This window comes from Phyllobacterium sp. SB3 (assembly GCF_040009165.1).
Classification (GTDB): domain Bacteria; phylum Pseudomonadota; class Alphaproteobacteria; order Rhizobiales; family Rhizobiaceae; genus Phyllobacterium.
In genome coordinates this window covers 512757-526221 of record NZ_JBDYKI010000001.1, presented here as the reverse complement: position 1 = coordinate 526221, position 13465 = coordinate 512757, and the positions used below count along the sequence as shown (strand labels likewise).

Annotated in this window: 11 protein-coding genes; 8 read left to right on the top strand and 3 right to left on the bottom strand. The window is 54.7% G+C overall.

What is annotated here, in order from left to right; genetic code table 11:
* Positions 1–422: 422 nt before the first annotated feature.
* The 8 genes from mdh to lpdA all read left to right on the top strand — a co-directional run bounded on the left by mdh (position 423) and on the right by lpdA (position 10835).
* Positions 423–1385 (top strand): malate dehydrogenase, encoded by a 963-nt coding sequence (mdh, locus tag ABKW30_RS02655; RefSeq protein WP_008127205.1) that lies wholly within the window; start codon positions 423–425, stop codon positions 1383–1385.
* Between the two features lie 70 nt (positions 1386–1455).
* Positions 1456–2652, top strand: coding sequence for an ADP-forming succinate--CoA ligase subunit beta (sucC, locus tag ABKW30_RS02650; RefSeq protein ID WP_348596466.1), 1197 nt, complete (start codon positions 1456–1458; stop codon positions 2650–2652).
* Positions 2653–2655: 3 nt separating this feature from the next.
* Entirely contained in the window at positions 2656–3570 is a 915-nt protein-coding gene (gene sucD, locus ABKW30_RS02645; RefSeq protein WP_115054438.1) for a succinate--CoA ligase subunit alpha, read from the top strand.
* 163 nt (positions 3571–3733) lie between these two features.
* A complete protein-coding gene (locus tag ABKW30_RS02640) occupies positions 3734–6748 on the top strand; it encodes a 2-oxoglutarate dehydrogenase E1 component (protein ID WP_348596465.1) in 3015 nt (1004 codons plus the stop codon).
* Between the two features lie 112 nt (positions 6749–6860).
* Positions 6861–8153 carry a 2-oxoglutarate dehydrogenase complex dihydrolipoyllysine-residue succinyltransferase gene (gene odhB, locus ABKW30_RS02635; RefSeq protein WP_348596464.1) on the top strand — a complete coding sequence of 431 codons (1293 nt, stop codon included), beginning with the start codon at positions 6861–6863 and terminating at the stop codon, positions 8151–8153.
* Between the two features lie 71 nt (positions 8154–8224).
* Positions 8225–8866 (top strand): LysE family transporter, encoded by a 642-nt coding sequence (locus ABKW30_RS02630; protein WP_348596463.1) that lies wholly within the window; start codon positions 8225–8227, stop codon positions 8864–8866.
* 7 nt (positions 8867–8873) lie between these two features.
* Complete coding sequence (locus ABKW30_RS02625; protein WP_348596462.1) at positions 8874–9398, top strand: hypothetical protein; 525 nt, start codon at positions 8874–8876, stop codon at positions 9396–9398.
* 30 nt (positions 9399–9428) lie between these two features.
* Positions 9429–10835 carry a dihydrolipoyl dehydrogenase gene (lpdA, locus tag ABKW30_RS02620; protein ID WP_348596461.1) on the top strand — a complete coding sequence of 469 codons (1407 nt, stop codon included), beginning with the start codon at positions 9429–9431 and terminating at the stop codon, positions 10833–10835.
* Between the two features lie 65 nt (positions 10836–10900).
* Here lpdA and ABKW30_RS02615 read toward each other — a convergent pair whose 3' ends face one another.
* The 3 genes from ABKW30_RS02615 to ABKW30_RS02605 all read right to left on the bottom strand — a co-directional run bounded on the left by ABKW30_RS02615 (position 10901) and on the right by ABKW30_RS02605 (position 13381).
* The gene (locus tag ABKW30_RS02615; protein WP_348596460.1) at positions 10901–11242 is read right to left on the bottom strand and encodes a hypothetical protein; all 342 of its coding nucleotides are present in this window, start codon (positions 11240–11242) and stop codon (positions 10901–10903) included.
* Positions 11243–11335: 93 nt separating this feature from the next.
* Positions 11336–12403, bottom strand: a complete 1068-nt coding sequence (locus ABKW30_RS02610) for a TraB/GumN family protein (RefSeq protein ID WP_348596459.1) — start codon at positions 12401–12403, stop codon at positions 11336–11338.
* A 21-nt stretch (positions 12404–12424) separates the two neighbouring features.
* Positions 12425–13381 carry a tyrosine recombinase XerC gene (locus ABKW30_RS02605; protein WP_348596458.1) on the bottom strand — a complete coding sequence of 319 codons (957 nt, stop codon included), beginning with the start codon at positions 13379–13381 and terminating at the stop codon, positions 12425–12427.
* Between the last annotated feature and the right edge of the window lie 84 nt (positions 13382–13465).

The following is a 13465-nucleotide window of genomic DNA, read 5'->3' as shown; positions in this document are numbered from 1 at the left end:
TCGATACCAAGGCATACGATAAAAGGAAAACAGCGCTTTGACGCAGGTATGACACAGATTCCGTGTGCAGCATGATCTGGAACGCCATCTGTGAGCACGGGTGCGCCATCTATCAAGATGCCAGACGTTCCGCGGGGTCATTTTTCTGACGCATATCCCATGTTAAAAATGGGACGAGATCAAGTGAAATGCTAAATCTGATTGACGTTTACGTAAATCCCATCAAATCTAAACGATTGAATTTATTGAGGTGAAAATTTTTGGTTGAGTTATTTTTCAAAGAGGAATATTCGAACCACCCAACGCAGAGGCATATGGCGACAGGTTGCCGATGGGCATTCCTGATAATCGTTATTTTTGTCTTTGGCGTCGGTCAAGACTTTTAAGTTCAGGCAAAACTTCAGATCAGGGAAGTATCCAGCATGGCACGTAACAAAATCGCCCTCATCGGCTCAGGTATGATCGGTGGAACGCTTGCACATCTGATCGGGCTCAAGGAGCTCGGCGACATCGTTCTTTTCGACATCGCGGAAGGGACGCCTCAGGGCAAAGGTCTCGACATCGCCCAGTCTTCCCCGGTCGATGATTTCGACGCCAAGCTCACAGGCGCGAATGACTATGCAGCCATCGAAGGCGCAGATGTCGTTATCGTTACCGCCGGTGTTCCCCGCAAGCCGGGCATGAGCCGCGACGATCTGCTCGGTATCAACCTCAAGGTCATGGAACAGGTCGGCGCGGGCATCAAGAAATACGCCCCCGGCGCTTTCGTGATCTGCATCACCAACCCGCTCGATGCGATGGTCTGGGCCTTGCAGAAGTTCTCCGGTCTGCCGAAGAACATGGTTGTCGGCATGGCCGGTATTCTGGACAGCGCCCGCTTCCGTTATTTCCTTGCCGATGAGTTCAAGGTTTCGGTTGAAGACGTCACTGCATTCGTTCTTGGCGGTCATGGCGACTCCATGGTGCCATTGGCGCGTTATTCGACTGTTGCCGGTATCCCGCTGCCGGATCTGGTGAAGATGGGCTGGACCAGCCAGGAAAAGCTTGACCAGATCATTCAGCGTACCCGTGATGGCGGTGCGGAAATCGTCGGTCTGCTGAAGACCGGTTCCGCATTCTACGCACCTGCTTCGTCAGCCGTGCAGATGGCTGAGGCTTTCCTCAAGGACAAGAAGCGCGTTCTTCCAGTTGCTGCGCATCTTTCGGGCCAGTACGGCGTTAAGGACATGTATGTGGGCGTGCCGGTCATTATCGGCGCTGGTGGTGTTGAGCGCATCATCGAGATCGATCTGAACAAGACAGAAGAGAAGCAATTTGAAGCTTCGGTTGCTTCGGTTGCCGGACTTTGCGAAGCCTGCATAAACATCGCGCCGAACCTCAAGTAATTCGGCTCACGAAACAATTCTGAAACGATCCTGGGCTACGGCTCAGGATTATTCGTAGAGGAAATACCATATGAACATTCATGAATATCAGGCCAAGCGTCTGCTGCACACTTTCGGTGCACCGATCGCCAACGGCGTTGCCGTTTACTCCGTCGAGCAGGCGGAAGAATGGGCGAAGACGCTGCCCGGTCCGCTTTATGTGGTGAAGAGCCAGATTCATGCTGGCGGACGCGGCAAGGGCAAGTTCAAGGAACTCGGTCCGGATGCCAAAGGCGGTGTACGCCTTTCAAAGTCTGTCGAGGAAGTTGTAGCCAATGCCAAGGAAATGCTCGGCAATACGCTGGTCACCAAGCAGACCGGCCCGGCAGGCAAGCAGGTCAACCGCCTCTACATCGAAGACGGCGCTGATATTGATCGCGAACTCTATCTTTCGATCCTTGTCGATCGCGCTGTTGGCCGCCCCGCATTCGTGGTTTCCACGGAAGGCGGTATGGACATTGAAGGCGTTGCACACGATACGCCAGAAAAGATCATCACTGTTGCCATCGACCCTGAAAAGGGCGTGACAGCAGAAGACATCGCCAAGATCAATGATGCCTATGGCCTGACCGGCGAAGCGCGCGCCGATGGCGAGAAGCTTTTCCCGATCCTCTACAAGGCCTTTACCGAGAAGGACATGAGCCTGCTCGAAGTGAACCCGCTGATCGTTATGAAAGACGGCCACCTGCGCGTTCTCGACGCCAAGGTTTCGTTCGATGGCAATGCCCTGTTCCGTCATGCGGATGTGGTCGAGCTGCGCGACACCACTGAAGAAGACGAGAAGGAAATCGAGGCATCCAAGTATGACCTCGCTTATGTTGCTCTCGATGGCAATATTGGCTGCATGGTCAATGGTGCCGGTCTTGCCATGGCAACCATGGACATCATCAAGCTCTACGGTGCGGAGCCAGCAAACTTCCTCGATGTTGGCGGTGGTGCCAGCAAGGAGAAAGTAACGGCTGCGTTCAAGATCATCACTGCTGATCCGGCTGTCAAAGGCATCCTGATCAACATCTTCGGCGGCATCATGAAATGCGACATCATCGCTGAAGGCGTGATCGCTGCGGTCAAGGAAGTTGGCCTCAAGGTTCCGCTGGTCGTTCGTCTCGAAGGTACCAATGCTGAACTCGGCAAGAAGATCATCAATGAAAGTGGTCTGAATGTCGTCTCCGCCGATGATCTGGATGATGCGGCGCAGAAAATCGTCAAGGCTGTAAAGGGAAACTAAGGCATGTCTATTCTTGTTAACAAAGACACCAAGGTTCTCGTTCAGGGCCTGACCGGCAAGACCGGCACATTCCACACCGAACAGGCTTTGGCCTATTACGGTACGCAGATGGTCGGCGGTATTCACCCGAAGAAGGGTGGCGAGACCTGGGAAGGCAATCTGCCGACCGGCTCAAGTGCACAGTTGCCGATTTTTGCTTCCGTAGCCGAAGGTAAAGATCGTACGGGGGCAAACGCATCCGTCATCTACGTTCCGCCAGCAGGTGCAGCAGAAGCCATTCTGGAAGCCATCGAAGCAGAGATTCCTTTGATCATCTGCATCACTGAAGGCATTCCAGTCATGGATATGGTTCGTGTCAAGGCGCGCCTTGACCGCTCCTCATCGCGCCTGATCGGGCCGAACTGCCCGGGCGTCCTGACCCCTGAAGAATGCAAGATCGGCATCATGCCGGGCAATATCTTCAAGAAGGGCTCGGTAGGTGTTGTATCGCGCTCCGGCACGCTTACTTATGAAGCAGTGTTCCAGACAACGAATGAAGGCCTCGGCCAGACGACAGCTGTCGGTATCGGTGGCGACCCTGTGAAGGGTACCGAATTCATCGACGTGTTGGAAATGTTCCTTGCTGACGAAGAAACCAAGTCGATTATCATGATCGGTGAAATTGGCGGTTCGGCAGAAGAAGATGCAGCGCAGTTCATTGCCGACGAAGCAAAGCGTGGCCGCAAGAAGCCAATGGCTGGTTTCATCGCCGGACGTACTGCTCCTCCCGGACGCACAATGGGTCATGCCGGTGCGGTTATCTCCGGCGGCAAGGGTGGTGCTGAAGACAAGATCGCAGCGATGGAAGCCGCGGGTATCCGCGTTTCGCCATCGCCTGCGCAGCTTGGCAAGACATTGGTTGAAGTCCTCAAGGGATAAGACCTTAAAAGAGGCGAACTTTCGCCTTTATCAGACGCAAGAAGGATTGGGGCGGCTTCCGCCCTGATCAATCCGCGGGGCCAAAGTGGCCTCACCCAGGGCGGCACCAGAAGGCTGGTGCGCTCTTATCAAGGGAGACGGGGCGCAGCTCCGGTCAACGAACATGGCACGTCAAGAACAGGCCAACGATCTTTTTGCTCTCACTTCATTTCTCTATGGCGGCAATGCCCACTATATCGAGGAACTTCACGCGCAGTACGAGAAAGATCCGTCATCGGTGGATGCGGAGTGGCAGGAGTTTTTTGCCAATCTCGGTGATAACAAAGACGATATCCAGAAGAACGCCAAGGGCGCGTCCTGGGAAAAGCCAAACTGGCCGATTGCCGGCAATGGCGAACTTGTTTCGGCTCTCGACGGCAATTGGGGCGAAGTCGAAAAGCACATTACCGACAAGCTGAAGTCGAAGGGTGCCAACGGCGCTGCTCCAGCAAACGGGGCTGCTGCAAAGGCGACTGTCTCCGACTCCGACATCATCCATGCGGCGCGCGATTCCGTCCGCGCCATCATGATGATCCGCGCCTATCGCATGCGCGGTCATCTGCATGCCAAGCTTGATCCGCTGGGCCTTGCCGAAGTCAAGGAAGACTATAACGAACTGTCTCCCGAGAGCTATGGCTTCTCACCGGCCGATTATGATCGCAAGATTTTCATCGATAATGTGCTTGGTCTCGAATATGCGACCATTCCGCAGATGCTCGACATCCTGCAGCGCACCTATTGCTCGACGATCGGCGTCGAATTCATGCACATTTCCGATCCGGTGGAAAAGTCCTGGATTCAGGAACGCATTGAAGGTCCGGATAAGGGCGTCGCCTTTACCGCCGAGGGCAAGAAGGCAATCCTTTCCAAGCTTGTAGAGGCTGAGGGCTTTGAGCAGTTCATCGACGTCAAGTACAAGGGCACGAAACGTTTCGGTCTTGATGGTGCAGAATCGCTCATTCCGGCGCTTGAACAGATCGTTAAGCGTGGCGGCTCGATGGGCCTCAAGGAAATCGTCCTTGGCATGGCTCACCGCGGCCGCCTCAACGTGCTCAGCCAATTCATGCGCAAGCCGCATCGTGCCATTTTCCATGAGTTCAAGGGTGGTTCCTATGCCCCGGATGATGTGGAAGGCTCGGGCGATGTGAAGTATCATCTTGGTGCTTCGTCGGATCGCGAGTTCGATGGCAACAAGGTGCACCTGTCTTTGACAGCCAATCCTTCGCATCTGGAAATCGTCAATCCTGTCGTCATGGGTAAGGCCCGCGCCAAGCAGGATTTGCTTGTCGGCCGCGACCGTGATGAAGTTGTGCCGTTGTCCGAACGCGCCAAGATCATGCCGCTGCTGCTTCATGGCGATGCTGCGTTTGCGGGTCAGGGCGTTGTTGCCGAGTGTCTGGGCCTTTCCGGCCTGCGCGGTCACCGCGTTGGCGGCACCGTGCATTTCATCATCAATAACCAGATCGGTTTTACCACCAATCCGCGATTCTCGCGCTCTTCGCCTTATCCTTCCGATGTGGCCAAGATGATCGAAGCACCGATTTTCCACGTCAATGGTGATGATCCGGAAGCCGTGGTGTACGTTGCCAAGATCGCAACTGAATATCGCATGACTTTCCACAAGCCGGTTGTCATCGATATGTTCTGCTATCGCCGCTTCGGTCACAATGAAGGCGATGAGCCTGCATTCACGCAGCCGCTGATGTACAAGACCATTCGCGGCCAGAAAACGACAGTGCAGCTTTATTCTTCCAAGCTGATCGAAGAAGGTCTCATCACCGAGGCTGATCTCGACAAGTTGCGGGCCGCATGGCGCGAGAATCTTGAGCAGGAATTCGAGGCTGGTCAGCACTACAAGCCTAACAAGGCCGATTGGCTGGATGGTGCGTGGAGTGGCTTACGCACGGCAGACAATGCCGATGAGCAGCGCCGCGGCAAGACGGGTCTTCCGCTGAAAACCCTGAAGGAAATCGGCAAGAAACTGGCCGAAGTACCTGCGGGCTTCAATGTGCACCGCACGATCCAGCGCTTTCAGGATAACCGCGCCAAGATGATTGAAACCGGCGAAGGTTTTGATTGGGCAACGGCAGAAGCGTTGGCATTCGGCTCGCTCGCAATCGAAGGTCATCCGGTCCGCCTGTCGGGTCAGGATGTCGAGCGTGGCACGTTCAGCCAGCGGCATTCGGTTCTTTATGATCAGGATACCGAGCAACGTTATATCCCGCTGAATAATCTTCAGAAGGGTCAGGCAATCTACGAAGTCATCAATTCGATGCTTTCGGAAGAGGCTGTACTCGGCTTCGAATATGGTTATTCGCTATCCGATCCGCGTGCATTGACCCTTTGGGAAGCTCAGTTCGGCGATTTCGCCAATGGTGCACAGGTCATTTTCGACCAGTTCATCTCGTCCGGCGAGCGTAAATGGCTTCGCATGTCGGGTCTGGTCTGCCTGCTTCCGCATGGTTATGAGGGTCAGGGTCCGGAGCATTCTTCAGCCCGTCTGGAGCGCTATCTGCAACTTTGTGCGGAAGACAACATGCAGGTTGCGAACTGCACGACGCCTGCAAACTACTTCCACATTCTGCGCCGTCAGATGAAGCGTGACTTCCGCAAGCCGCTGATCCTGATGACACCGAAATCCTTATTGCGTCACAAGCGTGCTGTTTCGTCAATCAGTGACTTCACCGGCGATTCCTCGTTCCATCGCCTGCTGTGGGATGATGCGCAGCTTCTGAAGGACCAGCCGATCAAGTTGCAGAAGGACTCGAAGATCCGCCGTGTCGTTCTCTGCTCGGGTAAAGTCTACTACGACCTTTACGAAGAGCGTGAAAAGCGCGGTATCGATGATGTGTATCTGCTGCGTGTCGAACAGCTTTATCCGTTCCCGGCCAAGGCGCTGATCACCGAGCTTTCGCGTTTCCGTAATGCGGAGATGGTCTGGTGTCAGGAAGAACCCAAGAATATGGGTGCCTGGGCGTTTATCGATCCTTATCTGGAATGGGTATTGGCGCATATCGATGCCAAGCATCAGCGTGTTCGTTATACCGGACGTCCTGCTGCCGCTTCGACGGCAACCGGCCTGATGTCCAAGCACCTTGCACAACTTGAAGCATTCCTTGAAGATGCTTTGGGTTCTTGAGAGCAATTCCAGAAAAAGTGGGAACCGGTTTTTCGTCCGGAATTGCGTATTAGAAAATAGAGCGGCGTGAAGTCGCTCTGAACAATTATTTAGATCAACGAGAGCTGAGAACATGGCAACCGAAATCCGCGTCCCAACACTGGGCGAATCCGTTTCCGAAGCAACGATCGGCAAATGGTTCAAGAAGGTCGGCGAAGCTATTGCTGTCGACGAACCGCTGGTCGAGCTTGAGACCGACAAAGTTACAATCGAAGTACCAGCCGCCGCTGCCGGTTCTCTTGCCGAAATCACGGCCAAGGAAGGCGATACGGTTGAAGTGGGTGCCTTGCTCGGCATGATTGGTTCTGGTGATGGTGCTGCTGCAGCACCCGCCAAGAAAGAAGAAGCCAAGCCTGAAGCGGTTGCGCAGGCTTCCGGAACATCGGCTGCTGCATCGACTGCAGAAGCAGAAGAAAAAGCCGGACAGGTAGCAGGCAATACGCCGATCTCCGAGCGCAAGCCGAGTGAAATGCCAGCCTCGCCAGCAGCTTCCAAGCTTTTGAGCGAGAAGGGCGTTTCTGCTTCGCAGGTTGAAGGCTCGGGCAAGCGTGGTCAGGTTCTCAAGGGTGACGTGCTCGATGCTGTTGCCAAGGGCTTCACATCGCAGCCAGCCGCCGCAGAAGCACCGAAGGCAACGGCCCGTCCGGCTTCCGCACCAGACGACGCATCGCGCGAAGAGCGCGTAAAGATGACCCGTCTGCGCCAGACAATTGCGCGCCGCCTCAAGGATGCGCAAAGCACCGCTGCCATGCTCACCACCTATAATGAGGTGGACATGTCTGCGGTCATGGACCTGCGCAACCGCTACAAGGAAATCTTCGAGAAGAAGCACGGCGTCAAGCTTGGCTTCATGGGCTTCTTCACCAAGGCTGTTACCCACGCCCTGAAGGAAATCCCGGCAGTCAACGCTGAGATTGATGGCACAGATATCATCTACAAGAACTTTGCCCATGTCGGCGTTGCAGTAGGCACGGATAAGGGCCTTGTCGTTCCAGTTGTGCGCAATGCCGATCAGATGTCGATAGCCGAAATCGAAAAGGATATTGGTCGTCTGGGCAAGGCTGCCCGTGATGGCGCGTTGTCGATGGCTGACATGCAGGGCGGCACATTCACCATTTCCAATGGTGGTGTTTATGGTTCGCTGATGTCGTCGCCGATCCTCAATGCACCGCAGTCCGGCATTCTTGGCATGCACAAGATTCAGGAACGCCCGGTTGTGGTCGGCGGCCAGATTGTCATTCGTCCGATGATGTATCTGGCACTGAGCTATGATCACCGCATCGTTGATGGCAAGGAAGCCGTAACCTTCCTCGTTCGCGTCAAGGAAAGCCTCGAAGATCCGGAACGTCTCGTTCTCGATCTCTAAGCAATAAGCCGGTGCCGGTCTGCTCGTTCTGAGGCTGACCGGCATCGAAATCTTGTCGTTGGAGATAAAGCATGTCGCACTACATGTACGAATTCCTTGGTCTGATGGCGGTCTTTTCGATCATGATCGTCTCACCGGGTGCTGACTTTGCCATTGTTGTCCGGCAGAGCATCGTGCATGGGCGCCGCAGCGCTATCATGACGAGCTTTGGTATAGGCTCGTCGCTGCTTTTCCACATCAGCTATACGATTCTCGGGCTTGGGCTTCTGGTGTCCAAGTCTCTGCTGCTTTTCAGCATGCTGAAATGGGCTGGCGCGGCATATCTGGTTTATCTTGGTATCAAGGCCCTGCGTGCTCCAGCGATGGAAGCACCGGCCGAGATCGTCAAAGACGCAATGGACGAGAAGAAGATTTCTGACGGTCGTTCTTTTCTGATGGGATTTGTGACGAATGCGCTCAATCCAAAGCCGGTATTGTTCTTTTTGTCTTTGTTCTCGGCTCTGGTCAGCCATGAAACCCCCGTGCTGGTGCAAGCCAGCTATGGCGTGTTCATGGCGATAGCTCTGATCGCGTGGTTTGTTGCGGTCTCGACTTTCTTCACCATCCAGTCGGTGCGCGACCGCTTTGTCTCTTGGGGCAGGTGGTTCAATCGCATAACCGGCATGGTTTTCATCGGGCTTGGCATCAAGCTTGCGACCAGTCAGGCAAGCTAGGGCGCAAATGGCTGTCTTTTTCCGCTCCACCAGATTAGGCCTTGCAGTGATATCTGCGCTGGGAATCGCATTTGCGTCTCCCGCCTATGCTGCGTGCACGCAGGACCGGGCTGTCTACACGGACCGTGATGATGACTATACGCTGACCTTCAAGCATTTCCCCGAAGATCAACCCATGGCCACATCGAATGAATTCGTCCTCCAGCGCAACGAGACGGAGTTGAAGCTCGACGGCGTTGTCATGCGTGATGACGCGGCAAGGCCCAATGGACTTATCATGTATAATTGCCCGAGCGGCGACGCGACCGGCGATGAGTTGACGGCCTGTACGGTCTGGGAAGGTGTTCCCTACGCTTTGAAAGACGGTGTGGATGCGGAATATCTGCCGAAGGCCAAGGAGCCTGCGGCGCAGGCTCTGCTTCTGCCAAATCTTTCAGGCGCAATGAGCAGCTTCAATTTCAAGCTCGAAAAACCAATCGAAACATTTCCATGGGAAGTATTCCGCTTCAAGGAATGCGTTCGCGAACAATAATTGATACGGGTTACAACAAAGGAATCAATCATGGCATATGATGTCGTCGTCATTGGATCAGGCCCCGGCGGCTATGTGTGCGCTATCAAGGCAGCACAGCTCGGTCTAAAAACCGCAGTCATCGAAAAGCGCGCAACCTTTGGCGGAACATGCCTTAACATTGGCTGCATCCCTTCCAAGGCTTTGCTCCATGCTTCGGAAGTTTTCCATGAAGCTGGCCATTCCCATGCAACTCTCGGTGTCGAAGTAGGCTCGCTGAAGCTGAACCTCCCGGCGATGCTGGCCCACAAGCAGGCGACTGTGGACGCCAATGTGAATGGTGTCGCCTTCCTGTTCAAGAAGAACAAGATCGATACATTCATCGGTACCGGCAAGGTTGTTGCTGCGGGCAAAGTCTCGGTAACAGGCGAAGACGGCAAGGTTCAGGAAGTCGAAGCCAAGAATATCGTGATCGCCACCGGCTCCGATGTCGCTGGAATTCCAGGCGTCGACGTGAAATTCGACGAGAAGGTAATCATCTCCTCAACAGGTGCGCTGGAGCTTCAAGCTGTTCCGGAACATCTTGTTGTCGTTGGCGGTGGCGTCATCGGTCTTGAACTGGGTTCCGTATGGGCCCGTCTCGGCGCCAAAGTTACTGTTGTCGAGTTTCTCGACAAGATTCTCGGTCCAATGGACGGCGAAGTTTCAAAGCAGTTCCAGCGCATGCTGGAAAAGCAGGGTATCGAGTTCAAGCTTTCTGCCAAGGTTACAGCGGTTGAGAAATCCGGTAAGGGGGCGAAGGTCACATTTGAGCCGGTCAAAGGCGGCGATGCTCAGACAATCGAAGCCAATGTCGTTCTCGTTTCGACAGGCCGCAAGCCTTATACCGATGGTCTCGGCCTGAAAGAGGCTGGTGTCGAAGTGGATGATCGCGGCCGTGTTGCGATCAATGATCATTGGCAGACCAATGTGCCGGGCATCTACGCTATTGGCGATGTGGTCAAGGGCGCGATGCTGGCGCACAAAGCTGAAGATGAAGGCATTGCAGTTGCTGAAATCCTCGCCGGACAGGCCGGACACGTCAATTACGACGCAATCCCGAGCGTCGTCTATACGCAGCCTGAAGTTGCCTCGGTTGGCAAGACGGAAGAAGAACTCAAGGCAGCCGGGATCGAGTATAAGTCCGGCAAGTTTCCATTCACTGCCAATGGCCGTGCCCGTGCCATGCTGCACACGGATGGCTTCGTCAAGATTCTCGCAGACAAGACGACAGACCGTGTTCTTGGCGTCCATATCCTTGGCTACGGCGCAGGCGAGATGATCCACGAGGCAACTGTCCTCATGGAGTTCGGCGGATCGTCGGAAGATCTGGCTCGTACCACGCATGCTCATCCAACGATGTCGGAAGCGGTGCGCGAAGCGGCTCTGGCTACCTTTGCCAAGCCCATTCATATGTAAGCGTATTGAGTTTAAAACTATGAAAAAGGCCCGGAATTTCCGGGCCTTTTTTGGGAGTCGCTCTACTAATTAGCAGGCGCTGGTGCAGGGGCCGGAGCCGGCGCAGGAGCGGGATCAGCTGGCGCTGGAGCCGGTGCAGTTGATGCGGGTGGCTCTGCCGGTGCTGGATCTGCCGCTGGTGGCGTGGTTGTATCCGTTGCTGGCGCTGTAGGTGCCGGAGCGTTCATTTCGGTGCTTCCGCTCATGAAGTAATAACCACCGATGACAATCGCAGCGATAATGATGCCAGCGATGAGATAGGTGCCGCCACCGCTCTTGTTGTTGACGACCGTTGTGTTTGGCCTCAGCGGATCGGTCGGGTTCAACGGATCATCGACGGGTCGTTGCAGGTTTGGATCGTAGGTCATGTTCTATCCTCCATGGCATTCCAGTGATGCCGATGGAGGAATAACGGGTATCCACTTGTAAAGTTCCAGAATTCCTGCGCAAGTAGCGCCAGATTACTGTGCTGTCACTGTATAGTTCTGTTTCTTGAGAAGAGATACCAGCCCTTGCTCGCCCGGAAGATGCAATGCACCGACGGCTATAAATGCATTTCCTTTGGCAATTATTGGCTCGGCGCGTTCGGCCATGGTGCGATTACGCGCATTGACCATCTTTTCTTCAAATTCTGCATAGTTTTGGCCATTGGCTGTACCATCGGGGGATACTGAACGCATGAGCGGGAAGATCATACCCACGTCGCCCTGCGTATAAAGTACGGTCATTGTTTCAAAGAGGTCAGTCATCTGTGGGCCCAAAGCCAGCATTTCGATCACGCCGTCGATATGAAATTTGGCAGGCAGCGAGGCCATGGCTCCCAGCTGGTCGCGGATCGTTTCCAGCCCTGCAATCTGTTTTCCATTATCCTTGGCTTCCTGTGCCAGCTTGATATCAAGAAACGCGGCACCCTGTTTCTTGCGGGCCATTTCACAGGCGGGCAGGGCGAGCATGCTTGTCAGCATCCAGGGTTGCATCTTATTTACAGAGCTCAACGGGATTCCCCGCTCTGAAAGCGCGGCTTTGACGCCATCCAGCTTGTCAGCCGGGATAACCTTTTCCAACGTTGTTCCATCTGTGAACATCATCAGTTCCGGTGACTCGGCCATCACTTTCATTATGCCTTTGGGGTCGAGAATTTCATCTGTTTCAATTACGATCGTATCTGCGGTTTTATAGGCTGCCTGTGCGGTGTCTGAAAGTTTCAGAACACGCGGATCGGTCAAGTGCATCGTCCCATATAGCCATGATGGTTTGACGCCCGACTTTTCGATCTTCCAGAGCAGGCCGTGACCATTGGGAGTAGCGGCGGCTTCCTTCCGCAAAGTTTCGAGCTTTGCGGGATCGGACTTGGCCAGTTCCTCGATCAGATTATTGCCGCCGCAGGAAACATCCTCCGCCCGGGCATAAGTGGCGCTGAAAGCGACGGCAAAAAATGATGCCAGCACAAGCCAGCTTAACCCTGCACAAAATCGTAACAGGGCATCAGCATGTCGGTCGAACGGAGATAGATTATCTAGATTGTTCATGGATAGTCCCAATTTGCTTGGTCAGGCGCGTGGATGAGCCTTGTCGTAAATTTCCATCAAGCGGTCCGTATCGACGCCGGTATAGACTTGCGTTGTCGATAAGCTGGCGTGACCGAGCAGTTCCTGAATTGTCCGCAGATCGCCGCCCCGGCCCAACAGATGCGTTGCAAAGGAATGGCGTAGTGCATGTGGTGTCGCCGTGTCAGGCAGGCCTAGGGCCCCGCGCATTTTCTGCATATCGCGCTGGATTATGGCCGAATGCAGTTCACCGCCACGAGCGCCACGAAAAAGCGGCTTGCCTTCTTCAAGGTCATAGGGGCAAAGCCTGCGATACTCTGCAACAGCCCTGTGCACTATCGGAAGCAGCGGAACCATGCGTGTCTTGCCACCCTTGCCGGAGATTGGAATCGAACGGGCGTCAGGATCGGTCAATGCTCCACCATCAAGACCAAGCGCTTCGGAAATGCGCAGGCCACAACCATAAAGCAGCGTCAGCACGGCAGCATTGCGGGCGGCAATCCACGGCTCTTCGTTGAGCTGCTCACCGATCTCGACAACGCGCCGGGCATCAATCGTTGTCAGCGGCTTGGGCAGGGACTTCGGCTGTTTAGGTGCCCTCATCGCAATGGACGCAGCAGCATTGGCCATCCCCTGCTTTTCAAGGTGGCGCAGAAAGGAGCGGATGCCCGCCAGCCCGCGTCCGAGCGTACGTGCGCCAGCGCCATCATTACGCCGCCGCGCCAGAAATGAACGCAGATCGGCGATGCGCAAAGTCGCGACATCCTTCAGTGCGGGAGGTTCCCCCAAATGCCCGGTCAGAAACTGAAAGAACTGCCTTGTGTCACGCTCGTAGGCTTCAAGCGTATTCGTAGCGAGCCGCCGCGTATTCTTGAGCGATTTCAGCCAGTTCTCCCGCGCATCGATCAGATCAGGACGCGCGGATACAAGAAACTGTTCGGTTTGCGGTTGGACGCCCATGGCATCGCTCCTTGGCTTTAATAGGCAGACAATGGCACAAGAACCCTTACGAGAAGGTTTCGCCTTGGTTTTATCGGGCGTTTG